This window comes from Dasania marina DSM 21967 (genome assembly GCF_000373485.1).
Lineage (GTDB): Bacteria > Pseudomonadota > Gammaproteobacteria > Pseudomonadales > Dasaniaceae > Dasania > Dasania marina.
This window is the reverse complement of record NZ_KB891591.1, coordinates 86156-109431: the sequence shown is the minus strand read 5'-3', so window position 1 is coordinate 109431 and position 23276 is coordinate 86156. Positions and strand designations below refer to the sequence as shown.

The following is a 23276-nucleotide window of genomic DNA, read 5'->3' as shown; positions in this document are numbered from 1 at the left end:
ACAACAATATTTAAAAGGCGCAATAGTAAAAACATTTTATTCTAGGAGTTAATACGCACAATGGTTGTATATACGGTAGGTACTTTTGATTTATTACATGTGGGACACCTTGCTTTATTAGAGTACTGCGGGACATTAGGTAATGTTGTTGCAGTTGGCGTTGCTTCCGATAGCGTGGTGAACTCTTACAAACCCAATGTACCTGTTATTCCCCTAGATCAACGCACTGAAATGTTACAGGCCTTACGCTGTGTCGATATCGTGCGCCCCTACCATGAGCTTGATTATGTTTCTGGCTGCAAGGCGTTGGATGTGGATATATTTGTGGTAGGCGAAGATTGGGGTAAAAATCCCCACAATATTGCCGTAGAAACCTATTTAAAAAGCCAAGGGAAGAAGATTATTCAAGTGCTCTACAGCCCCCGCACCTCCTCTACAAACATAAAACAAAAAACTATCGCCCAAGCGCATAGCAAAAATTATATGCAGCAATCTGTCGCCTAATATAAACGGCAGAATTTATATTAATTCTAGGCATAGCAATATACGGATAAAGCCACCGCATCGAACCCAGCATGCACCAACAACGTATATAGACGCACTAAAATATGTCATAGATGCTGCCGACAATATATTAACTTCACAAAAATCAACAACTTAAAAATATGGCGCGATATCTGCTATAGGGGTAAATACCATTGTTCCTACAGGAGTATCCCGATGAAATTTTTTAGCCGTCGCTTAGTTAAACATGAAGACCTCAACCCAGCAGACCGACTCTTTGGTGGCAGGCTACTCGCTTGGATAGATGAAGAAGCCGCTATTTATGCTGCTTGCCAGCTACACAGCAAACGCATAGTCACCAAGTTTATCTCGGAGATCAATTTCGTTGCTCCCGGTGATCTTGGCGATGTTATTGAGTTTGGCCTAGATGTTGTTTCGCTAGGCACTAGTTCCATTACCCTTAGTTGTGAAGTTCGTAACAAAGAAAACAAACAAACGATCATTCGCGTAGATAAAATGGTTTTTGTTTGCTTGGATACAAAGGGGAAACCACAGAACCACGGCATAGTAATGAGTGACCCGTTTAAGGAATGTCTAGCTGCCAGCTAACCAACATCACTGGACACCGGCGTTCGCCGGTATGACTCGCATCGAAACACGCAGCAGCCAACCACCCATAGGTCACCAGCGCCTCACTATCATCACGCTAAGCAAAGTACGGGGCTCTACACTTCACATTCTTTGCTACTACTGGCAAGATCAGTTGCAAACACATCACAGGCAGAGGTAGTGCTATGGATTTAGGTATTAAAGGTAAGCGCGCGCTGGTTTGCGCATCATCAAAGGGTTTAGGCCGCGGTTGCGCCGAGGCTCTGGCTGCCGAAGGGGTTAATCTCATCATCAACGGCCGCACTAGTGAAACACTGGAGGCCACCGCTGCCCATATACGCCAGCATTACGGTGTCGACGTCATCGCCATAGCCGCTGATATTACTACAGTCGAAGGCCGCACCGCGGTGTTAGCCGCCGCCACGGATATCGATATTTTAGTGACCAATGCCGGCGGGCCACCGCCGGGTATGTGGAGTGATTGGCAGCGCGATGATTTTATTGCAGCACTTGATGCCAACATGCTCACCCCCATTGCCTTAATGCAGGCGCTGATACCGCATATGATTAACCAAGGCTGGGGCCGCATCATCAATATTACCAGCGGCTCAGTAAAGGCCCCTATTCCGGTGCTAGGCCTTTCCAACTCGGCCCGCGCCGGCCTTACAGGCTTTGTCGCCGGCACTGCACGCCAGGTTGCCCCTCACGGTGTAACAATAAACAATTTATTACCGGGCTTACACGCCACCGATAGAGCCGTCGAATTAGATAGCGCGGCAGCCAAAAAGCAAAGCATCACCGTAGATGACGCCAAGCAACAACGCTGCGCCACCATACCCTCTCGCCGCTACGGCACCGCGCAAGAGTTTGGAGCCAGCTGTGCGTATTTATGCTCACAACATGCCGGTTTTATTGTGGGGCAAAATATTTTGCTGGATGGCGGCGCCATTAACAGCACGCTGTAATAGTAAAGACCCTATTAACGCAGCTGCCCGTTATCGTAGAGGCAACAAACCATGCTACGCACAGTGTTAATCAGCAGCTTACTCCCGGTATTAGCGGGTTGTATCTTCACCCCCAAAACAGCCGGCCAGCAGCCTTACTCTGAGCAGTGCAGCATGCAAACCCGGCGGCTTAGCTTAAGCACGAATAATCTTAGCCACAGTTATATATGCCACGGCGGCCCCAGCGATGACGCCAAAGCCTGCCTAGCGGCCTTTGGCATCGTGGTGCCCGCAGGCAGTTTTATTATTTCGGGCAGCATAGTAGTAGCCAATAACAGCCTGCATTGGCTGGAATATCATGGCACTTGCGATCAGGGCTTACTTAATGAGGTGACGCATATTTTTAAACGCAAAACCCGGCAATCGCAACAATAAGTAACCACCCAAATATTTCCATTAGACATAAAAAAACCGCTAAAGCCTTAGCGGTTTTTTTCAAAAGAAAAAGCCTCCCCCAGCACAAACATCGGGGGAGGAGATCAGGGAGACTTATTGCTCTCTAGCAAATCTTTTCAATACACTCTTTTACACAAGTCTATCGACACACACCTCTGCGGCATTTAACAATGCGGCCATTGTTGGAATACAATTTACCGGTATACCGTTTATTATCACGAAACTCACCTTCAAAGCGGGTACCGTTATTCCAGGTAAACACCCCCTGGCCGTGACGCATATCCTCAGACCACTCACCCACATAGCTACTACCGCGGGCCCACTGATAACTACCTTCGCCTTGACGCTTACCATTAACAATCAGGCCTTTGTACACATCGCCTACCGCCGCAGTTAAGGTGGCCGCGCCTACTAAACGCCCTTTGTTAAACTTACCTTCTAATTTGTCGCCGTTGTAATAATCAACCGCACCTACACCCTGCGGTTGATTATTGACACATTGCCCACGATACGTTCCCTTAACGCTACCATTCTCTGCATAATCCACTTTGCAGTAATCCACTGGGTTATCCGAACCGTGAGCGAACGACGCCATTAAACACATCGTAAATATTATTTTTTTCATCTTTCCATCCTCGAAATGATTCTCACGGCTTATAAATTAGACAATACAGAGAACGAGTTCAAGGCCCCACTGCGAGAGGCATCACAACGACTATGGCGATTCACGCAGGAAAAAGTGTCAAAAATAGTTACGCCTTCCACTTAAAGGTAATAATTATTTTGACACCCTTGCGTCATCCCTTCTTTTGCTCATAACTAGCGCCGACATATCGCCAGTCGTACCTCGGCAGCCAACAATACCCGCTAAAAAACCATTTTATTGACAAGCTGTTATCAGCCAACAATGCTTAGTGATATAGCGACCAGCCAAAACAGGCTTTTAGCCTATAAAAAGTAACTACTACTCACCACTAGCAAGTTATGACAAAGAAATAAAATCATTGATATTCAACGACTTAGCAGGTGCATCTAACACTTTTCTTAAGCTTCTCAAAGTTATGACGCCCTCTTTTAATCCCCAATAGCAATTAACAAGAAAAATGCATAGCCAAACAGTCTAAAAAATATACGAAATAATCAGCTGTATAAGGACAAAAACCTATTTCTATCACCCTAAAAACACTGACGCATCTTTTTTAGGGCAGCTTTATAAGCTGACAGCAACACAGCGACTTGGCATAATGCGCCGCAACTCGTGGGTTGAATATTGGCAAGCCCCTGCTTGCACCCCCATCGCCCGGACCCATTCGCAGCTATTGTTAAGGATACCAACATGCGCAGCCTAAGCAGCCAACTACACCTAGATCACAGCTCTACCGACCTCAGCATACTCATTAACTGCCTAGCCGTGGCTTGCAAAGACATAGCCTCACGACTACAGCAGGGGGCTATGGCGGGCATATTAGGGTCAGCTGGCGCAGAGAACGTACAAGGTGAAACCCAGAAAAAGCTGGATGTGATTGCCAACGATATTTTAAAAGACTATTTGCTAGACAGTGGCGTGGTGCGCGCGCTGGCCTCAGAAGAAGAGGAGGATATTGTTGAGTGCAGCAAGCTGGGTAACTACCTAGTGTCTTTCGACCCGCTGGATGGCTCTTCCAACATAGACATTAACAGCATGGTGGGCACCATTTTTTCCATCTACGAAACCACCGCTGGCGGCAGCGTTAGCAGCCAAGACTTTTTGCAGCCCGGCCGCAACCAAATTGCCGCAGGCTATGTATTGTATGGCCCCTCTGTTATGTTAGTGCTCACTACCGGAAACGGTGTGAAGATGTATACGCTGGATCAGCGCATAGGCGAATTCTTACTTACCGATGAGCAGGTTAAGGTGGACACCGACACCAAAGAGTTTGCCATTAACATGTCCAACCAGCGCCACTGGGCCGCTCCTATGCAGAGCTATGTGGGCGATTTACTGGCCGGGCAGGAAGGCCCACGGGGTAAGAACTTTAATATGCGCTGGGTGGCCGCCATGGTAGCCGACGTGCACCGCATCCTGTGCCGCGGCGGCTTGTTTGCCTACCCCTGGGACCAGCGCGAGCCTGAAAAGGCCGGTAAGCTGCGCCTAATGTATGAAGCCAACCCCATGGGCATGCTGATAGAGCAAGCCGGCGGCAAAGCCTATACCGACCAAGGCCCGATACTGGACATACAACCTGAACATATACACCAGCGTGTGCCGGTTATTTTAGGGGCAGCTAATGAAGTGGACGCCTGCTTGGCTTACCACCAAAAGCCCTAACAGCTATTATAATCCTGCTACGCACACCCTACCGGGCTAAACAGCTACAAACAGCCCGGTAGCAAGCCAACTCCAACTCTGGCCCCCTAAAAACAACACTAGAATTACAATCCGCAAGAAACAATAACAACAAAAGGAATGATTATGCCTACGGTAAGCCTCGCCATCTCCGGCCTGTATATCGCCCTAACCACCCTGCTGGTATTAAGCCTAGCCATGCGGGTGTCAGCGCTGCGGATGAAATTTAAGGTCAGCATAGGGGATGGTAAACATCAGCTTTTGCAACTGGCCATACGCAGCCACGCCAATGCGGTGGAGTACGTGCCGCTGGCTTTATTATTGTTGATCACCTTAGAAAACACCTGGCAGTTGCCGCTAGTGACTCATGCCATGGGCGCGCTGTTATTTGTAGGCCGCGCCCTGCACGCAACAGGCCTAAGTCAAAATGCTAACTCCAGCACCTCCCGTTTGTTGGGCACGCTGTTTACTTGGCTGATGATGGCATTATCGGGTATAGCGATTATTGTTTTTTATGGCCTCAACGCCGCCTAGGCCACCTGCCTAAGCAAGGGTGTTAATGGCTGCGCAGTAAGCGCCTATGTACGCTACCCAGCTCACACACATTTGACCAGCTGGGTGGCACCACCCCTCTGGGTACGGTATCTACATGGGCGACACGCTCATACTCCCGAAACGGCATAATAATCATTTCGGTGTGGGAGCCTGCGTTGAAGGCGATAGAAGAATACTCATCGAAGATAGGCATCATATAGGCTGTCACACCAAATAAGTGCCCAAAAGGGGGAATGGCGCCTAAAGCACAACGGGGAAAACGGTGGCCAAAGTCTTTCTCACTGGCCACCTCAACCTTTGCCACCATCAGCGCGTTAGCCAGCAAATCGCAATGCACGGTATGGCTGGCTGGCAACACCACCATGGCTAGCTCATTGTCTAATTTGACCATAGTCACCTTAGCCAAGCTGCTGCCGTTGAGGTGGGCATACTCTGCTAATTGCGCGGCGGTAAAGGTTAAAGGGTGTTGAACCTGTTGATACTGCGCCCCTGTTCTTTGCAAATAATCTAGCAATAATTTACTTGGCACACATACGCTCCCTGATAAATTTCATTGATACATGCAAGTTAACCTTTAAGAATCTAACCCAAAAGCCCTAGCGAGCACAGGGGGTTCTTGAACCGATTGCTTATATGAAAACCTGTTGTATATGCATTTACTCAGGGGCCTTTAGTAAGTTGTTGAAACCGCTAAAAAAATCATCAAGGCTGAGTTTATCGCTGATTAGCTCATCAATTAATTGCGCCAGCGGCATGGGGACGTCATGGCGCTGCGCCAGCGGCAACATGGCCAATAAGGTTTTATGGCCCTCGGCTAGCACCCCCATCTGCTGCTCCACCTGCGACAAGCTTAAACCCTGCGCCAGCAACTCACCCATTTTGCGGTTGTGGCTGCTTTCACTTAATGCGGTAGCAATTAAATCACCTAGGCAGGCTATGCCATCAAAGGTGTCACTCTTAGCGCCCATAGCGACGGCCAAGGTGCGCATCTCTTGCAGCGCCTGGGTAAAATAGGCACCGGTAAAATTTAATCCTGCCCGGGCATGTTGATTCACTATGCCCAAGCCCAGTGCGTAGCAATTTTTAAACACACCACCCAACTCTACCCCTAAGCGATCAGCACAAAATTGCACGCTAAGATGCTGATTATTAAACAGTGACGCTAGGCATAATTGCAGTGGCCGTGCATCGCTGGCGGCGACAAAACCGGTGACCACGCCGCTGACAAATTCATTGGCAATAGATGGCCCCGATAATTGCGCCACCACATGCTTAGGGAATAGGCGCTGTAAACTTTGGCAAACTGTTTCGCCATTATCGGGGTTAATGCCCTTAGCCATATTCACCAAAGGCACAGACTCTGGCGGCGCTAACTGGGTTAAAGCTTGCTCTATAAAACGCGAAGGTAGGGTAATAATGATGGCATCCGCCTGCGCGATATTTAACTGCTGCATATCACTGGTGACAACAATGCTACTGGGCATAGCCACTGCCGGTTGGTAGACACTGTTTTTATGGTGCAGGTTAACCTCATCCACCACCGCTTGATTAAACTCCCAAGCGGTAACACTGTGACCATTGTTAGCTAATACGGTGGCTACCGCTGAACCTAAATTGCCCAAACCCACTATAACGACATTCATATTTTATCCTAATGGCCATAACCCATACCGTTACGTATAGGCCTGTGTTTTATTGCTGATTAACGGTGTTAATAGTAGTGTTTATTGACGCGTGTGTGTAACCACTGCTGCCAGTCCCGCTGTAAGCCCGCAACACCTTGCGCATAATGTGCCTGCATATAATCGGCGCTGGCAAACAACTGACATTTATTTTTAGCCATAGTCGCCAGCATGGTCGCAAAAAACTGTTTGCGCTCGGGCTGTGCCATAAAAAAGTACACTAAGCTCCAGGCCGTGGCATACATTTGCTGTTGGTCACCGGCATACCAATCACTGGCCGAGAGCTGTAAATACTGCTGCAGTGGCATAGTGCCACCCTGACGCAGATGATCTAGCCAGGCTTTATTAGGCTTAATAGTTTTAGCATTACTTTGTACACTAAGCAGTTCAAAATATTCGGCTATACCTTCGTTCACCCACACTGGCGGGTAGCCGTATAAGCCGGCCATAATCACATGGCTAGCTTCATGGCGTATCACCCCGTGCATAAACTCGCTATCGGGTGCCTGCCATATCACTGCCTCGTTATTGGCGGTGCTATAAAAACCGGTATTGGTTTGTAAATTAGGGGCGACCTGATCACGCAGCTGTTGAAAATCATTTTGGCTGGCGACTAAGCGTATATTTAAATCAACTTGCCTGAGGTAATCCACCGCCAGCGCATCGCTGAGCACGGTGAAAATCTGCTTGGTTTCGGCACTGATTTTGTCGCGGCTAAAAGCGGGTAGCTGTTTATCATCGCCCAATAAGCGCAGAGTGAAATATTGATATTTGGATTGATAGCGATCACCGACTTCTTCGGCTTGCTGGCTGGCCGCGCGGTTATCATCACCAAAATGCCAGCGCCCTTTTTCATCTTGCCAGCGATATATTTTTGCGGCGCTGGTGTCGCGTATATCGCGGGTGGCTACCGGCTCACAGCGATACTGCTGGGGGCCGTGTAAGCCTGCCAATAACTCTTTACCCAAATCCGTGCTGCCTATTTGCTGATTAATACGCCCCACTAAAGGGCCTGCTCTAACCAGGGTTTTGTCAGTAAAGGGATTCACCAACTGCAATTGCTGCCAATTGATTTCGCCACTGGCCATGTCGCTCAATAATTTTTTGCGATCATCAGATAAAAACGGCCAGCTCACAACGGTGATTAACGCTAGCACTATGGCTATACGCAGCAGGGATTTCAGCATGAGGTATTCAGCTCTTCTACGGCTAATTTAGGTACGTGCTAGCTTACCATGTTCAGGCCTGTAGCAAAGTGCCTGCGCCTTAGTGGATGGGTAGTGGGCAGCTATATTTAGTAACAGCGCATACGCCACAACATTAGCGTTTTGAGTCGCTAACTAAAAGTTGCTAGTTGTAAAGCTCCTAGCCTTTACTCGCTAGAACTGCGGCTATCGAGTTGCGCGGCGTGGCGCATGACGTGGTAGATGTAGTGTTGCTCTTGCACGCCGCGAAACAAATGCGCCCAGGGGCCGCTGGCGTAGATCGCCACATCTTCGCCGCCGTGGCTTTCGCCATACAGTAAAGGTACTAGTGCCTGCTGCGTATAATCATCAGCTTCGGTATTGACTGCACTGACACTCTCTCTAGGTAATATTGTTTTTTTATTCATCGCCACCTCGCCATTGGCGTAGGCCAGTGTGGTGTAGGGTTTGCCATCTAGCGCTAGGTCGGGCTGGGGCATGGGGTTGCCCTGCTCATCGTTCACCACCACCTTGCCTAATATGGGATTGCCTCTGGTGGGGTAGCCCGCCATGGTTAGCACATGGCTGTGGTCGGCGGTGACGATAATTAAGGTTTCTTCGGCGCTGGTCATGCGGTAAGCCTGCTCTATGGCCTCGGCAAGCTCTAGGGTTTCTGTTAAGGCTTTTTTTGCGCTATTACCGTGGTGGCCGTGGTCGATGCGGCCGCCTTCCACCATTAAAAAATAACCTTGTTGATTGCGCGATAATAACTCTATGGCTTTGCTAGTCATATCCACCAATCGCGGTTCGCTGCTATCGGCGTTACGGCTGAGGGCGTAAGGCAGATGCGAATCGCTGAACAAGCCCAATACCTGCGCTGTACTGCTGGTGTTTAGCGCCTGCAGTTGTTGCTGGTTAGTGACGTAACTACCTTGCGGATATTTGGCCTGCCATTCATTAATAAGATTGCGGCCATCGCGGCGCACGCCGTTAAAGGTATTGTTATCAACACCGGGCTTAGCAACTGGTAAAAAATTACGTCGGCCGCCTCCTAGTACTACGTCTATACCGTCACCTAACTCAAAGACCAGCAATTGCGCGGCGATATCTTTACAGCCTTGCTGCTTAGCCGCAGCGGGCATATCAAAATCACTCTCCCAGCCACGCTCGGGGCTGTGGGCATAGGTGGCCGCTGGCGTGGCATGGGTAATGCGCGCAGTAGTTACCACGCCGGTAGCCATGCCAGCTTGTTCGGCCTGTTCTAAAAAAGTTGTTTGTTGATTGGCTAAGGCAGCAACGCAATCGCCCCGCTGCGGCCGCTCGTTAAGGGCGATAAAACCGGCCTTGGTTTTTACCCCAGTCATCATCGCCGACATGGTGCCCGCCGAGTCGGCGGTTTGTTGATTGCTGTTATAGGTTTTAGATAAGGCGGTATAAGGCAGGGTTTCAAAAAACAAACGATGCTGTTCACCAGCCAAGCCCTGTAACTGACCTTGATAAATTCTGGCGGCGGTAACCGTGGACACACCCATACCATCACCAACAAATAAAATAATGTTTTTTGCCCGGCTGGTATTGACGGTTTGGCCAATAGCCTGTTGTAACGCCGCTTGGCCCTGTTGATACCAAGGGGTTAACTCTGCGGCCACCGCCACACTGCTTAACCACAACGCCGCTAAGCCGACACTCATTTGCTTATACATCATCACTCCTGTGACTTAAAAAATAGATAATTGCTGACTGGTTACTTGGGCAAGGCTATCGCTTAAAAAATAGAGAACACTGTCTACCGCTGGCGCTAGCTGCTTATCAATATAGTGTTGGTAGTCTATACGCGACTGCTGGTATTTTACCGGCTCGGCCCCGTTTAGGGTAATCACGTATTCTACCCAATCGCCGCGCCTAACATCGTCACCACGGGCCGCTAACTTTTGTGCGGCCTGCACATGGGGCGGGATATTACGTTGATAGTCTTTTAACTTACGGCGTAGGCGTTTGCGATACACCAGTTGCGCATCCAACTCGCCGGCTTGTAATTGTGCCACGGTGTTATGTAAGGTTTGTTGATAGGGTTGCTCAAAAAATACTTGGCGATAAATGGTTTCTTGTAACTGCCTAGCCAGAGGCGTCCAATCGGTACGTACGTTTTCTAGTCCTTTAAAGATAAGCTTTTTTTCACCATCGCGTTCTATCACACCCGCATAGCGCTTTTTACTGCCCAGATCGGAGCCGCGCATGGTGGGCATTAAAAACTTTTGAAAGTGGGTTTCAAACTCTATCTCTAAGGCGCAGCTAATACCGTACTCTTTTTGCAAGCGCTGCTGCCACCAACGATTGAGTAATACGGCTAACTCGGCACCAATAAGCTGCGCCTGCTGATTGCTTTGCGCCTGCGGCAACCACACAAACACCGAGTCGGTATCGCCGTATATCACTTTGCCCTGCTGCCCTTGCACGAGTTGTTTCTCTAAGTGCTCGGCGGTTTGTTGAATAATTTGATGGCCGCGTTTGGTGATGGAGGTCGCTAGGCGCGGATCAAAAAACCGACAGCCGCCAGAACCCAACACGCCGTAAAAAGAATTCATAATGATTTTGATAGCCTGCGATAGCGGCTGATCCTCACTGGCTTTGGCTTGGTCGCGCCAGGCCCACAACTCTTCGATAAGATCGGGCAATATGCTGGGCTGTTTGGCAAACCATGCACCTTTAAAGCCGGGTACTAACTCGCTTTGGTCTAGCTCACTGTGTAGGCCTATGGCCATGCCCATGGGGTCGATTTTAAAACTGCGAATAATCGAGGGGTATAGGCTTTTAAAATCCAACACCAACACATGCTCATACAGGCCGGGCAGTGACTCCATCACAAAGCCGCCGGGGCTGGCCTCTACTTCATCGTTTAAGTGACCATTGGGCGCAACAAAACCCTGCCTATGCAATAAGGGCAGGTAGCGAAAATCAAAGGACGCCACCGAGCCGCCTATGCGATCTAAAGGCAGGCCGGTAGAACAGGTGCGGGCAATGGCAAATTCCATAAGATGAAGCTGAACAAAAATATCCCACACCAGCTTGCAGTCGTGCACATTATATAAAGCTAAGGCGGCTTTATCGTGCAGAAATAATTCGGTGATGGTGTCGCCACGGTGCTGGCCTTGAATAAGTTTGGCGTCACCCAACACTTCTTTGGCCACAGCATTAAGGGCAAAACTTTCAAATCGATAAGTGGCTGCCTTAAGCAATTCTATGCCATCGATAATCACCCTGCCGGCTACTGCACAGGCTCTGCGCCCGCCCTCTTCGTCTAATAAACGCCAGTGAGGTACACTTCCATCGCGCCCCAAAGTAAAGGGGATACGGTATTGCTCGCACAGCTGCGCTAAAAACCAGCAGTCAAAATTGACCACATTCCAACCCATTATAATGTCGGGGTCGTAGGCTTGCAGCCAAACTAAAAAAGCTTGTAACACTAATAGCTCGTTGGGGTAATGCTGCACTGTGTCGTTAACCGGCTCATCGCTAACCATAAAGGTAACGCTGATGCTGCGCTCGCCCTGCATGGCGTAAGCTGAAATGGAGTATAGGCTTAACCCTTCCATGGCGGTTTCTATGTCTATGGATAGGCATTTTAAGGCGGGGCGATAATCGCAGGCTTTAATTTCGGGGTTTACTAAGCTTTCGCCCTGGGGCTGGCCGCGCAGTGCTACGCCGCCGCGTATAAAACGCTCCATTAAAAAACGGTCGCTGGGTTTAATATCGCACTCTAAAGGGCTGTAGCCATTAGCCAACAGCAAATCGCTGGCGGCGCGCATGTCCCTTTGCTGTTGAAAATAAAACGCCACCACCGGCTGCATCGAAAAATTGCGCAACTGCCCCGCTTTGCTATGCCAATTACGCCAAGGCTTGAGTAAGGCGCTAGCCGCATCCAACTGCTCGACGGGCAAAAAAAACACCGCCTCTTGGCCGCTAAAAATTAGCTGCTTAGCACCCTGCGCAGTGGCTAACCAAAAACGCAGCTCTATACCCTGGCGAGTATCGCGCCAATGGCGACTAAGAATAAAGCCTTGTAATTGTTGCTCAGCCACGCTTATAACTCTTTACTGCAGACATAGAGATCTATTCTATACTGTAAGCACCTATAAATACTTATAAGCTTAGGATTAAGCAATGACTACACCCACTATCTACCAAGATCCGCTGTATCAATTATTACGCAGTGAAAAAATTAGCGCCTTTAATAGCAAAAAAAGCAGCTTAGATAGCAGCAAGCTAACCAGTGGCGACTATCGCGGCTTGGACTTACGTAAGATGGAGTGTGATGGCTTAGATTTTAGTGATGCGTATTTTCGGGGGGCCGATTTAAGAGGGGTGGATTTTCGCAATACCAACTTGGAGGGGGCAAGTTTTTGTGAGGCCAAAATTTCTGGCTGTTATTTTCCCAAACAACTCAGCGTTGCTGAAATCACCATGAGTGTGGAACGCGGCACTCGCGTACGCTACAGCGATTAACCATACAACGGGGTACCGGCACTAAGGCCGGCACCCATCAGATGCTAGAGACTGTCGACTAAAGACTCTTAAGCATAGTATCGACGTCACTTGCTCCGAAAGGATCTTCAGGGCAGTTATCCATCATACCGGGCTCTACAAATTGCTGCTTTATTTCGCCATCTACCACATGCATAGAGTAGCGCCATGAACGATCACCAAAACCTAGGTTTTGTTTTTTCACTAACATGCCCATTAGGCGGGTGAAATCACCATTGCCATCAGGCAACATTTTGACCTTTGTAATGCCTAGGTTTTTAGACCATTGAAACATGCTAAAGGCATCGTTTACGCTAATGCAGTAAACCTCATCCACACCCTTGGCTTTTAACTCTTCGTACTTGGCTTCGTAGCCGGGCAAGTGGGTGCTAGAGCAGGTAGGGGTGAACGCGCCAGGCAAGGCGACTACCACAATGTTTTTACCGGCAAAAATATCTGCAGTGGTTTTATCTTCCCAGCGGAAGGGATTTTCGTGGGCTATGCTTTCGTCGCGTACACGGGTTTTAAAAACGACGTCGGGGACTCTGCGGCTCATGTTCTTTCCTCTATTACAGTAAGTGAAACCTTGATAACAGGACTAAGCATAGTCGCCTATAATCAATAGAGAAAATGAATTATATAAATCAATCTCATAGTTGATGGCTATCACTAGTCTATTATCATTTCTATTGATATATCAGCCCCCTCCACTTTCGGCGCTTCCGTATAGGTCTCACCAAATTTTAAGAGCGGCTTGCCAGACACCGAAATACGCCCGGCTTCGGGCTTACGCTGGGCAGGTTTGCCAAATAAATTAGGTAATTGCGACTTGAACTCACCTATGGCGGTGTCATCCGCCTTGCCGCCCTCGGGCAACTTAAGGTCTAGGGGGTGTATGGGCAGCAGCTCGTCGGCATTATCGCTTAATTGCTCTTGCGCCGAGGGACTCAATGACTCAGGTTTAGATTCAGATGTAGCTTGGGCTTTAGCGCTGGCATTAGCATCGGCGGGCTTAACCTCTTCCTCAGGCTCTTCGGCCAAGCCAAAAAAATCCAGTAACTGCTCGATAACCCCCGGCGATTGCGGCTCAGCAGGCTCGGTCTGGGCACAACAAAGCTGGCTTAGCGCCAATAACACCACTAATACCGTACTGTAAAGTCCTCTCATAAAACTGCTTTCCACCACCAAACTGATACTTGCTAACGGCCTCGCCGCCAGTGCTGGCCATCATACTAGCGCTAAACCAAGGCCAAGCATAGCGGACTATATGCGGTAAATACGCAATAAATACACCGCCACAGTGGATAAAAAACAGCCAACACGGGTCGACCTGAGGCCCACAAATCCTTATAGTACGCACCCTGAAAATCTCTCACGTCTACAGCCCAGGATTCTACCCTTGATTACCACCGCTAATATCACCATGCAGTTTGGCCCCAAGCCTTTATTTGAAAATATCTCGGTTAAGTTTGGCGATGGTAATCGCTACGGCCTGATAGGCGCCAACGGCTGCGGCAAGTCCACCTTTATGAAAATTTTGGATGGCAGCCTAGTGCCCAGCTCGGGCAATGTCTCTATCACCCCTAACGAGCGCATAGGCCGGCTAAACCAGGATCAGTTCGCCTTTGAAGAACACAGCGTGATAGACACGGTAATTATGGGCCACACCCAGCTATGGGACCTAAAACGCGAGCGCGACCGCATTTACAGCCTGCCGGAAATGTCTGAGGCAGAAGGCATGCAGGTGGCCGAGCTGGAAGTACAGTTTGCCGAAATGGACGGCTATAGCGCCGAAAGCCGCGCCGGTGAATTACTCATGGGCGCCGGTATAGACCAAGCCCTGCACTTTGGCCCCATGAGCGAAGTAGCCCCCGGCTGGAAGCTGCGGGTATTACTAGCGCAGGCACTGTTCTCTGACCCGGATATTTTGCTACTGGACGAGCCCACCAACAACTTGGACATCAACTCCATACGCTGGCTGGAAGGGGTGCTTAACGACCGCAAAAGTACCATGATTATCATCTCGCACGATAGGCACTTTTTAAACTCGGTATGTACCCACATGGCCGACATCGATTACGGCGAGCTGCGTTTATACCCCGGTAACTACGATGACTTTATGACTGCCTCCACCCAAGCACGGGAAAGGCTGCAATCGGAAAATGCCAAAAAGAAATCGCAAATTGCCGAGCTACAACAATTTGTTAGCCGCTTCTCGGCCAACGCCTCTAAAGCCAAGCAGGCCACCTCGCGCGCTAAGCAAATCGACAAAATCAAGCTAGACGATATTAAACCCTCTAGCCGCGTCAGCCCGTATATACGCTTTAACCAAGAGAAAAAGCTACATCGCCAAGCCCTAATTTTAGAAAACCTCAGCCACGGCTTTGAGGGCGACGCCCTGTTTAACAATGCTAGCATGATGATAGAGGCGGGCTCGCGGGTGGCAGTAATAGGCGAAAACGGCGTGGGTAAAACCACCTTCTTGCGCTGTTTAATGAGCCAACTTAGCGCCAATGGCGGCACCATTAAATGGGCCGAAAATGCCACCCTAGGTTACTGCCCGCAAGACAGCACGGCCGACTTTGACAGCGACCTCAACTTGTTTGATTGGATGGGGTTGTGGCGCAACGAAAGCCACGACGACCAAATTGTGCGCGCCACCTTGGGCCGTTTATTATTTTCGGCTGAAGACTCTAAAAAAGCAGTACGGGTGTGCTCTGGTGGTGAAAAAAACCGCCTGCTATTCGGCAAGCTAATGATGCAAGACTGCAACGTACTGTTAATGGATGAACCTACCAACCACTTGGATATGGAATCGATAGAATCCCTTAACCTGGCCCTAGATAATTACGAAGGCACCTTGATATTTGTGAGCCACGATAGGGAGTTTGTATCGTCACTGGCTACCCGCGTAATAGAAATAAAAGGCCAGCAGCTGATAGATTTCCAAGGTAATTACGAAGAGTACTTGGCCAAGCAGGAAAGTAATAGCTAGCCTTTAAATAACAGTATTCACAGGCCCGTTGAGTATGCTTATATAGCTACACCGGTGCGGCGGCATTTAGCTCAGTTTAGCTTTACTTAGCCCAACTAAATGCCGCCGCGCTTGCTACTCACTCGCACAAGGCCTGTACCATGTCATTACGCTTATCTTGTTTAGCCCTATGCAGCGCGCTGCTGTTTTCTAATGTCGCCCTGTCACAAGCCCCCGCCGCCGGCTATATGGATTTTACCCAGCTCAGCCAGCACTACGGCAACGCCAAAGTTGAAGTCAACTTAAACAAAGCCTTAATAGGCATGGCCAGTATGCTTGCCCAGCAGCAAGATGCCGAACTGGCGATACTGCTCAATAAACTGGAGCAGGTTAACGCTCGCGTTTACAGCCTCAACAATAATTACGACAAAGCCAACGACATGCTTAACCAAGTCACCGACAGCGTGCAAAAACAACAATGGCAAAACGTAGTCACTATCAATGAAAATAAAGATAGGGTGCGGGTATTTACCCGCAGCGAGAATGACAAAATCGCCGGTGTAGTAGTGATGGCTATTAGCAGCACCGTACCCGGTGGTGAAGCTTATTTTGTAAACATTGTTGGTGAAATAGACCCCGCCAATGTTAGCCGCGTGATTCAGTCGCTAAACATCAACCTCAATAATGTCGATCAATACCTTAGTTTGCCCTACGGCCAATAAAAGGTAGACTGTGGCCACAAGCTATTTACGTATCAAAGGATAGAACCATGAAAACTCTTAGCCTAGCCCTAGCTTTACTATTCAGCAGCAGCCTTAGCTTTGCCATCGATTACGGCAAACTTAATGAATCCGTGGATAAAACAAAAGCCAACGAGTCTGTCGATACAGAGCAATTAAAAACAGCCGTGAGCACCGATGGCGTGGATTACAAAAAAGCCTATGACGCGGTAGATAAAAGCAAAGCGAAAGAGGCTGTGGATATAGAAAAGGCTAAAGAAGCGTTGAAGGGTGAAAATCCGCTGTTTTAGCCTACAGAAATAAGTGTAGTAGCTCAAAACGCCCCATAGCAAGTGTCCATTGATTTTTTAGGCCCAGAATAGATTTGAGCTATCTGGCAGATAGTTAACACCCAACGGTCATTAGATCGAAACAACAGATGTCTAAAAAATATTCGTTACGACCCCTTTATTCTATTCAGTATGGGTGACGCTGGAGCGTCAACGCCGTTGTCGAACGCTTAAAGCATGACAACCTACGCGTGAATATATGAAGCAAGATGTGGCGGTTTATATGAGGTTACCACCAGGAAATATTTCATTCGAGCAATGGCGATAAGTCGCCAGTGAACTTTGAAAACTCTCAAATAAAAGTGTCCGGCTTGGATTGACAGGAACAGAGTTTTTCGGGTTCATTCAGTGCAGGCTGTCGGCTACGCTACGGAAAAATGCTATTGATTCTTGCATTGAATTAATTCCTGTCATAAACAGGCGGTCAGCAGAGCTTTTAACAATGATAAGGTTTTCTGGTTGATTGATATAAATATATTGTCCGTATACACCGATAGCCACAAATTCACCTGGCCGTGCATCCTGCCCCAACCACCACTGATAACCATAGCCCATGGAATCCTTATCGCCTGTGACATGGGGCGCACTAGGGACTGTCGATAGTTCTACCCACTGCTGGGGTACAATTTGTTCGCCTTGCCAGTTACCGTTGTTTAAATAAAGGCGGCCAAAACGGGCAAAGTCACGGCTACGCATATTAATGCCTCCCAGAGCGAATTCTGTTTCATGTGAGTCGGTAAGCCAATAGCCATCCGCTTCTGCGCCAATTTTTGACCAGATACGTTTTTGAAAATATTTGGATAAGCGTTCGCCGGTCGCGGCCCTTACAACCATGGAAAGCACATGAGTGTCCATCGAGACATAACGCCACTTAGTGCCCGGTGTGCTTTCATTAACAAGAGTGCTTGCCAGTTCATCAAGTGAACCATCAAGGGCAAGCGCGCGGCTCATGCGATTTATATCTGAAGAAAAATCACTATAATCTTCATTCCAGGCAATGCCTGAAGACATTTGCAGTACATCCCTGATTTTTACGCCGTTATAACCAGAGTTTTTTAACTCTGGCACATAATCACTGACAGCTTTCTCACTGTCAATAAGCCCTTCACCAATAGCAATACCCATTAATGCTGAAACAAACGATTTGCCGACAGACCAAGAAATACGCAGGTCATTTTGATGGGTGCCAAGGTAATATTTCTCAAAGTGGATGTTATCGTTTTTGATAACCAGCAAAGCTGTTGTTGCTCGGCGCTCAAGAAACTCTGTGGTGGCAGTTTTTTGTTCGTTATAATAGAAATTTTCGGGTAGCGGATGAGGGTCTTGGCCAAATTCAAATACAGCCCCCTCTCGTTTTAACGGCACTACAGGGAAGATCTCATTCATATGTGAGAAGTTATAAATAATAGTATTCTCATCAAAAAGAGTAGTGCTGCGCTGTAGGCGCATAACCTTATCCCAATTGAGCGCGGCCAAACCTGAAATCAAAACCAGCAACACGAACAGTGTTATAGCGCTATATTTGAGAGTTTTTTTCATATTGCAGGAACCTATGCGTTATCCAATTTTTATTATCGGCGGATCTGCACGCAGTATATACTCACTAAGCGAAACCTATAGGTGCTTAATAAACAACAGAGATTGCACAATATGCACCATTGATATTGCTCCGATAACTGGGCTCATTGAATCTAATAAGACACCCACTCTAAAAAAAATCTAATAAGACACCCACTCTAAAACCACTCTAAAAAAATTAAAAAAACAAACCTGCGACAACTCTAAAACAACTGACGCAAGAAAAGAGGTCGTCAGATATTTGAGATTTCGAAAAATTAATGGTTTTAACGATTATCAGGCAGTACCAAACCTACCAATCCGGCATAGGCTATTTTGAGAATAGGATATAGTTAAAGCAAGGCTGCGCAGTTAGATAACCCAGGCGTCCGTTGATAGCCAAAAATCTTCGCTATTTCTTTCAGCTTCTCTTTCACTCCGACCAAGCTTTTAAATCGGCTTTCAAATTGAGTGCTCAGCGTTATCCACTGTTGTGGCTCTATCGCTAGGCGCTCAAGTATAGGCGGTAGCTGTTGATTAATTGCACCGCGTTTGTCACTGCGAATAATGCGCCCCGTCCAGTCGACTAATTCTATATAATCTTTTAGGTGAAAGGGGATGCCTTCTGGCATAGGATCTCGGGTGTTGCCGATAAATCTGGCTAGGGCTTTGGGTTGGCGTTGGCGTTGCTGCTGTTTTATTGCACTTATACGTTTTTTAATCGAGGTATGCTGTGACTGCTCAGGCGTTTTAGCCAGTTTGGCTCTAATGGGATTGAGGTCCACATAGGCCATGCAAGCAAGCAGGGCTTTTTCATCCAATAGGGCTTGTGATTTAAAACGTGACTCCCAAAATCGGCCGGTGCACTGATCCTCCGCATTGGCTTGTCTGGCGATGGGCTCATTTAAGGCCCGCATAAACCAGCTAATATCACAAAGCTGTAAGCGCCATTGTTCAAGCTTGCGCTTAACAGCATCACGTTCTGCTGGGATTAACGGCTCTGCCCGTGCAAATTTTTGCGTGAGCAAGGTGCCTTGATATATCTGGTGCCATCGCTGGCAGACTGCTTTATCGCTTAGGTTTAGCGATGCTGCCTTATTGATATGCAATACAACATGGTGGTGATTACTCATNACTGCATAGGCACACAGATCAATGGTNAAGACTTTAGNTAACAATAAAATACGGTCTTCAACCCATTGCCTTCGGTGTTCGTAGCTTTTGCCGGTAAAGCTNTCTATACCGCACAAAAAAGNNCGCCTTACACAGCGGGAGGTGCAGTGATAGTAAGGGGTTGCGTCTAGGGAGACCAGTTCCTTTCTGGGTTTTGGCATAGTTAACCGCTCCTTGGTTATTGATGCTGGTTAAATATACAGCTACTGGATATTGTGTCAAGCCTTAAAGTGGGTGTTCAGCTACTGGACTCTGTGTCAAGCCTTAGAGTGGGTGTCTTAATAGAGGAGTTGAGTGGGTGTCTTAATAGGAGAACTGAGAGTCAGGCCTCACCTTTCAAACTTGAAACTTTGCGGTAGTTTAATAACTACATATAGCCAAACACTACTACCGCCCACCCTTCTTCAACAACAACCTCTCATCTATAGCCACAAACTCACTGGCCTCTTTAATCAAAAAATCTGAGGTTAGCTTGGGTACACCATAAACAATACTATCGGTATCAAAACGTTTTTTAATGCGATGCAGCAATATATCAAAGTCGCCATCACCGGAGGCCAACACCACGGTATCGCAATCGCTTGCCGCTTCGAATATATCTAGGGCTATACCTACATCCCAATCGGCCTTGGTGCTGCCATCCAACCGTTTTAATACCGGCTTGAGTTTTACGGTAAAGCCTATGGCACGTAGGATGTTTTGAAACTGACGTTGTTTTTCGTCGTCGTTATCGGTGGCGTAGGCGATAGCGGTGACCAGCTCGCGACCCTCTGTCACTTCGGCCCAAAAGCGGTTGTAGTCAAAGTTAGCTTGGTAGCCCTGGCGACAGGTGTAGTAGATATTTTGCACATCAACAAAGATGCTGACTTTTTTGGGGGAATCACTCATAGCAATTAATAACTTTTATAACAGGTACAGTATTTATACAGGCTAAATAACCCGCTGCCTGCATCACACGATAACACGTGAGCTAAGCACAGGCGGTATAAAAGTTTAGTCCTGCGTGGATGCCGGGTCGTGGCCCGGCATGACCGGGTTAGGGTTAGCTTGGCCAGCTATTCATACACGCATAAAAAAGCCCCGCTCTGAAGATACAGAGCAGGGCTAGTGTAACGGTCTATTGGTTTGCGGCAGAGCTTACTAGGTTAGCTGCCGCAGATATTGCTGATTTTATGCAGCTCGGTTTCGGCGCCGCCAAAGGCATAGCTGCCGCTATCGCTCACAAAGTAATACACCGCATCGTTGGGGAACATCACCACGCCTATGCCGCCGTAACCCGACATATAACTCACCCAAGAGCCCGCTGGGCACAATGGGCTGGCGCGCTGCCCCATATCGTAAGTCCATACGCCATTAAGATAACGCGACTCCGCACCATAAGTTTCTAAGCCTAAGTCGCCGCCGTTTAGCAGCATGTCATCCATAATGCCGCCATTGAGTACTTGTTGGCCGTTGATAACACCACGATCATTGATTAGCTGCCCTAGCTTAACCATGTCATCGGCGTGCCAGGTCATACCGTGGCTCCAATAGGGGTCGGCAGAAGCATCTTCCGTGCGCACTATGCTGTAGGTGGCAGGGCTAAGCGTTAACGGCTTATACACCTCATTTACTAACTTAGTAAACAAATCACCGCTGTAATCATTATCCATAGCGACGCCGGCGATATAGGTATCCGATGAGTGATAAGAAAAGTGCGTGTTGGGTGTGTCCTTGCGTATATAACGCTCGCAGGCATGTTTAATTTTTTCATCGTGGGTAAAGCTTAAGAAAAACTCATTCACTACCGCGCTACTGCCCTCGTCGCCTTCATAGGAGGATAGGCGATAATTACCCGTGGCCATATCCAGCGCGTTTTCTACCGTAACATCACTCCAAATTGACGCAGTGCCGTTAATACCATCTTGGCATTCGCTCACATTAGGCGACACCATTAGGTTGCTCACCGCAGCGTTCTGCTGCACTAATAGCGCATAGGCAAAATTAGTGACTGCGGTTTTAGCGGTAGAGTATGAAGGTAAACTCATTACCGCGCAGTAAGGGTAATCGCCATGCCTAGTGCTACAGGCCGCCGCATAATGCACACCGTTGTATAACACGCCATGCGTTGTTGCCGCCGAGGCTTGCTCGCTGGCAATATTCGCTACATTGATATTGGCCGCGGGGTAATCACTGGCCAACTCAGCAATGGGTTTTACGGGTAGGCGATTGAGTACTTCATTTTGATAGTCGGCAATTAACGTTGATGCCCCTGTTACCGCAGCCGGTATATATTGTGCGGGCACTAGCTTCCACATATCGTATTGAAAATACAAACAGGTTTCACCGCCCACTTGCACGGCCACATTGGTAATGCTGCCATCGTCTTTAAAGGCAAAGGTTAATAGGCCATTGTGAGTACAGTTGGCCTGGTTTTCTTGCAAGGCAAAGGGTATAGCTGCACGGCTATAAGCGCCGTCGTTGTTTTCATTCCACACCCTGCCCGGCTCGATAATATAATTCCAATCGATAAAGTCCGGCGCACCTATATTGCCACTCACCACCAAGCCGCGGGTTTTGGGAATAATATGTGAACCCACTTGTACAAATTCAAAATCAAATGCCGGCAACATGGCGGGGTTATTATAATTACCTGCCTGCGCCCTACCGGAGGTGGTTTCATTAAAGTTCATCGCCGTGGCATTGGCTGCGTTTAAAACTAAGCGACCCTGAAACGAGTTAGTGGGCTGTTTGGCCTGAGATGTTGCGGACGCTATTTCTGCCACACCATGGCTGTAATGGGCAAAATCCATCATGGCCAAACTACTGCCGTTTAATTGGCTAATCGTTAAATTACTGCGGGGCACATTGCCATCACCGTTAAACGCCGGTAACTGGCCACTAGGTGGTGGCGGCTCAGTATTACCTGTGCCGCTAAGGGCTAGGGTTTGTGTAACATCGTTATTGGCTATAGTAAGTGTGGCGTTTGAAGTTACTGCGGCGCTAGGGGTAAAAGCCACTTCAAAGTTGCAATTATTACCCGCCGTTACCGTGCTATTGCTACAACCATCATTGGTTACACTAAAGGGCGCAGCGGCACCGGTGATGGCGGCCACGGTTAAATTGGCGTTGCCATTATTGGCGATGGTAATAATAGCGCTAGCATTGCTGCCCACTTGCACATTGCCAAAAGCCGCGCTGCCAGTAACCGCAATGCTAGGGGCTGGCTCACCCGCCCCTACAATACTAATACCATCGGCATAGCAGTAATCAGCAGCGGAGCCCGTTTGCACATAGCGTATATGGGTAACACCACCATTGGTGGTGGTACTGGCGCTAGTAAAAACACCGTTGTCTTGATTTTTATTGAGGTTAATTAACGAGCTGCCCCAGTTCTGGCCATCTTCAGAAACAAACACATCGCAGTAGTCGCCGGTTTCTAAACTGGTGGCAGCCAGGGCGACGGTTACTGCACCATCGGCAGCAAAGCTACGCTCGGCACTAGCACCACCTTTAAGGCGCATGGCATAGCTGCCTATTGTTTTAGTGCTGTTAATGGCGACTATACCGCTGGTATTCCAACCGTTAATATCGCCATCTTCAAAATCTTCGTTTATATCTGCAGTGACCTGTAAGTTAGCGCATGACGCCAGCAGCAAACAGGAACTCAATAGCCGTTTCTTCATCATTATTCTTTCCCCATAGCGCTTTATATTCCTGAGCATGTAAACCACAGCATCCCT

The 23276-nt window shown here is 48.3% G+C and carries 22 protein-coding genes and 1 pseudogene; 11 read left to right on the top strand and 12 right to left on the bottom strand.

Features of this window, described 5'->3' with window-relative positions:
* The first annotated feature begins 60 nt into the window (after positions 1-60).
* The 4 genes from B067_RS0118630 to B067_RS0118615 all read left to right on the top strand — a co-directional run bounded on the left by B067_RS0118630 (position 61) and on the right by B067_RS0118615 (position 2492).
* Positions 61-504, top strand: coding sequence for an FAD synthase family protein (locus B067_RS0118630; RefSeq protein ID WP_019531614.1), 444 nt, complete (start codon positions 61-63; stop codon positions 502-504).
* A gap of 216 nt (positions 505-720) precedes the next feature.
* On the top strand, positions 721-1113 hold the full coding sequence (locus tag B067_RS0118625; RefSeq protein WP_019531613.1) for an acyl-CoA thioesterase: 393 nt from the start codon (positions 721-723) through the stop codon (positions 1111-1113).
* A 185-nt stretch (positions 1114-1298) separates the two neighbouring features.
* The gene (locus tag B067_RS0118620; protein ID WP_019531612.1) at positions 1299-2078 is read left to right on the top strand and encodes an SDR family oxidoreductase; all 780 of its coding nucleotides are present in this window, start codon (positions 1299-1301) and stop codon (positions 2076-2078) included.
* Between the two features lie 51 nt (positions 2079-2129).
* Positions 2130-2492 (top strand): hypothetical protein, encoded by a 363-nt coding sequence (locus tag B067_RS0118615; RefSeq protein ID WP_019531611.1) that lies wholly within the window; start codon positions 2130-2132, stop codon positions 2490-2492.
* A 160-nt stretch (positions 2493-2652) separates the two neighbouring features.
* Here the strand turns inward: B067_RS0118615 and B067_RS0118610 are convergent, their stop codons facing one another.
* Positions 2653-3138, bottom strand: a complete 486-nt coding sequence (locus B067_RS0118610; protein ID WP_019531610.1) for an MORN repeat-containing protein — start codon at positions 3136-3138, stop codon at positions 2653-2655.
* 711 nt (positions 3139-3849) lie between these two features.
* On the opposite strand from B067_RS0118610, the gene B067_RS0118605 reads away from it, so the two are divergent.
* Positions 3850-4821: a class 1 fructose-bisphosphatase gene (locus B067_RS0118605; RefSeq protein ID WP_019531609.1), complete on the top strand. Its 972-nt coding sequence runs from the start codon at positions 3850-3852 to the stop codon at positions 4819-4821.
* 144 nt (positions 4822-4965) lie between these two features.
* The gene (locus tag B067_RS0118600) at positions 4966-5373 is read left to right on the top strand and encodes an MAPEG family protein (protein WP_169335593.1); all 408 of its coding nucleotides are present in this window, start codon (positions 4966-4968) and stop codon (positions 5371-5373) included.
* A 22-nt stretch (positions 5374-5395) separates the two neighbouring features.
* On the opposite strand, the gene B067_RS20995 is transcribed toward B067_RS0118600, so the two are convergent.
* The 5 genes from B067_RS20995 to B067_RS0118575 all read right to left on the bottom strand — a co-directional run bounded on the left by B067_RS20995 (position 5396) and on the right by B067_RS0118575 (position 12339).
* Positions 5396-5923 (bottom strand): aminoacyl-tRNA deacylase, encoded by a 528-nt coding sequence (locus B067_RS20995; RefSeq protein ID WP_019531607.1) that lies wholly within the window; start codon positions 5921-5923, stop codon positions 5396-5398.
* A gap of 127 nt (positions 5924-6050) precedes the next feature.
* Positions 6051-7037: an NAD(P)H-dependent glycerol-3-phosphate dehydrogenase gene (locus B067_RS0118590; protein ID WP_019531606.1), complete on the bottom strand. Its 987-nt coding sequence runs from the start codon at positions 7035-7037 to the stop codon at positions 6051-6053.
* A 68-nt stretch (positions 7038-7105) separates the two neighbouring features.
* Complete coding sequence (locus tag B067_RS0118585) at positions 7106-8263, bottom strand: DUF1570 domain-containing protein (protein ID WP_019531605.1); 1158 nt, start codon at positions 8261-8263, stop codon at positions 7106-7108.
* A gap of 185 nt (positions 8264-8448) precedes the next feature.
* Positions 8449-9963: an alkaline phosphatase family protein gene (locus tag B067_RS0118580; RefSeq protein WP_019531604.1), complete on the bottom strand. Its 1515-nt coding sequence runs from the start codon at positions 9961-9963 to the stop codon at positions 8449-8451.
* 15 nt (positions 9964-9978) lie between these two features.
* Positions 9979-12339, bottom strand: coding sequence for a DNA polymerase II (locus B067_RS0118575; RefSeq protein WP_019531603.1), 2361 nt, complete (start codon positions 12337-12339; stop codon positions 9979-9981).
* 82 nt (positions 12340-12421) lie between these two features.
* On the opposite strand from B067_RS0118575, the gene B067_RS0118570 reads away from it, so the two are divergent.
* Entirely contained in the window at positions 12422-12763 is a 342-nt protein-coding gene (locus B067_RS0118570) for a pentapeptide repeat-containing protein (protein ID WP_019531602.1), read from the top strand.
* 58 nt (positions 12764-12821) lie between these two features.
* Here B067_RS0118570 and B067_RS0118565 read toward each other — a convergent pair whose 3' ends face one another.
* Both B067_RS0118565 and B067_RS0118560 read right to left on the bottom strand, forming a co-directional pair.
* Positions 12822-13337, bottom strand: a complete 516-nt coding sequence (locus B067_RS0118565; RefSeq protein WP_019531601.1) for a peroxiredoxin — start codon at positions 13335-13337, stop codon at positions 12822-12824.
* A gap of 113 nt (positions 13338-13450) precedes the next feature.
* Positions 13451-13948, bottom strand: coding sequence for a hypothetical protein (locus B067_RS0118560; protein WP_035802734.1), 498 nt, complete (start codon positions 13946-13948; stop codon positions 13451-13453).
* A 232-nt stretch (positions 13949-14180) separates the two neighbouring features.
* On the opposite strand from B067_RS0118560, the gene B067_RS0118555 reads away from it, so the two are divergent.
* The 4 genes and pseudogenes from B067_RS0118555 to B067_RS21985 all read left to right on the top strand — a co-directional run.
* Positions 14181-15776 (top strand): ABC-F family ATPase, encoded by a 1596-nt coding sequence (locus B067_RS0118555; protein WP_019531599.1) that lies wholly within the window; start codon positions 14181-14183, stop codon positions 15774-15776.
* Positions 15777-15916: 140 nt separating this feature from the next.
* The gene (locus tag B067_RS0118550) at positions 15917-16477 is read left to right on the top strand and encodes a DUF4252 domain-containing protein (RefSeq protein ID WP_019531598.1); all 561 of its coding nucleotides are present in this window, start codon (positions 15917-15919) and stop codon (positions 16475-16477) included.
* A 47-nt stretch (positions 16478-16524) separates the two neighbouring features.
* A complete protein-coding gene (locus tag B067_RS0118545) occupies positions 16525-16785 on the top strand; it encodes a hypothetical protein (protein WP_019531597.1) in 261 nt (86 codons plus the stop codon).
* 220 nt (positions 16786-17005) lie between these two features.
* Positions 17006-17144: pseudogene (locus B067_RS21985) on the top strand (IS3 family transposase); the annotation flags it as partial.
* A gap of 25 nt (positions 17145-17169) precedes the next feature.
* Here the strand turns inward: B067_RS21985 and B067_RS0118540 are convergent.
* The 4 genes from B067_RS0118540 to B067_RS0118525 form a co-directional block, all read right to left on the bottom strand.
* Positions 17170-18363: a serine hydrolase domain-containing protein gene (locus tag B067_RS0118540; protein WP_019531596.1), complete on the bottom strand. Its 1194-nt coding sequence runs from the start codon at positions 18361-18363 to the stop codon at positions 17170-17172.
* A gap of 371 nt (positions 18364-18734) precedes the next feature.
* Positions 18735-19715 carry a hypothetical protein gene (locus B067_RS0118535; RefSeq protein ID WP_026244782.1) on the bottom strand — a complete coding sequence of 327 codons (981 nt, stop codon included), beginning with the start codon at positions 19713-19715 and terminating at the stop codon, positions 18735-18737.
* A gap of 226 nt (positions 19716-19941) precedes the next feature.
* Positions 19942-20442, bottom strand: a complete 501-nt coding sequence (locus B067_RS0118530) for a LabA-like NYN domain-containing protein (RefSeq protein WP_019531594.1) — start codon at positions 20440-20442, stop codon at positions 19942-19944.
* 257 nt (positions 20443-20699) lie between these two features.
* Positions 20700-23222: a choice-of-anchor D domain-containing protein gene (locus B067_RS0118525; RefSeq protein ID WP_156820907.1), complete on the bottom strand. Its 2523-nt coding sequence runs from the start codon at positions 23220-23222 to the stop codon at positions 20700-20702.
* Positions 23223-23276 lie beyond the last annotated feature (54 nt).

Excerpts from the sequence above, each read along its gene's own strand:
- B067_RS0118585 (WP_019531605.1), bottom strand. The coding sequence starts at position 8,263 with ATGCTGAAATCCCTGCTGCGTATAGCCATAGTGCTAGCGTTAATCACC.
- B067_RS0118615 (WP_019531611.1), top strand. The coding sequence starts at position 2,130 with ATGCTACGCACAGTGTTAATCAGCAGCTTACTCCCGGTATTAGCGGGT.
- B067_RS0118525 (WP_156820907.1), bottom strand. The coding sequence starts at position 23,222 with ATGATGAAGAAACGGCTATTGAGTTCCTGTTTGCTGCTGGCGTCATGC.
- B067_RS0118550 (WP_019531598.1), top strand. The coding sequence starts at position 15,917 with ATGTCATTACGCTTATCTTGTTTAGCCCTATGCAGCGCGCTGCTGTTT.
- B067_RS0118610 (WP_019531610.1), bottom strand. The coding sequence starts at position 3,138 with ATGAAAAAAATAATATTTACGATGTGTTTAATGGCGTCGTTCGCTCAC.
- B067_RS0118545 (WP_019531597.1), top strand. The coding sequence starts at position 16,525 with ATGAAAACTCTTAGCCTAGCCCTAGCTTTACTATTCAGCAGCAGCCTT.
- B067_RS0118625 (WP_019531613.1), top strand. The coding sequence starts at position 721 with ATGAAATTTTTTAGCCGTCGCTTAGTTAAACATGAAGACCTCAACCCA.
- B067_RS0118530 (WP_019531594.1), bottom strand. The coding sequence starts at position 20,442 with ATGAGTGATTCCCCCAAAAAAGTCAGCATCTTTGTTGATGTGCAAAAT.
- B067_RS0118605 (WP_019531609.1), top strand. The coding sequence starts at position 3,850 with ATGCGCAGCCTAAGCAGCCAACTACACCTAGATCACAGCTCTACCGAC.
- B067_RS0118590 (WP_019531606.1), bottom strand. The coding sequence starts at position 7,037 with ATGAATGTCGTTATAGTGGGTTTGGGCAATTTAGGTTCAGCGGTAGCC.
- B067_RS0118560 (WP_035802734.1), bottom strand. The coding sequence starts at position 13,948 with ATGAGAGGACTTTACAGTACGGTATTAGTGGTGTTATTGGCGCTAAGC.
- B067_RS0118620 (WP_019531612.1), top strand. The coding sequence starts at position 1,299 with ATGGATTTAGGTATTAAAGGTAAGCGCGCGCTGGTTTGCGCATCATCA.
- B067_RS0118580 (WP_019531604.1), bottom strand. The coding sequence starts at position 9,963 with ATGTATAAGCAAATGAGTGTCGGCTTAGCGGCGTTGTGGTTAAGCAGT.
- B067_RS0118570 (WP_019531602.1), top strand. The coding sequence starts at position 12,422 with ATGACTACACCCACTATCTACCAAGATCCGCTGTATCAATTATTACGC.
- B067_RS0118540 (WP_019531596.1), bottom strand. The coding sequence starts at position 18,363 with ATGAAAAAAACTCTCAAATATAGCGCTATAACACTGTTCGTGTTGCTG.
- B067_RS0118565 (WP_019531601.1), bottom strand. The coding sequence starts at position 13,337 with ATGAGCCGCAGAGTCCCCGACGTCGTTTTTAAAACCCGTGTACGCGAC.
- B067_RS0118600 (WP_169335593.1), top strand. The coding sequence starts at position 4,966 with ATGCCTACGGTAAGCCTCGCCATCTCCGGCCTGTATATCGCCCTAACC.
- B067_RS0118630 (WP_019531614.1), top strand. The coding sequence starts at position 61 with ATGGTTGTATATACGGTAGGTACTTTTGATTTATTACATGTGGGACAC.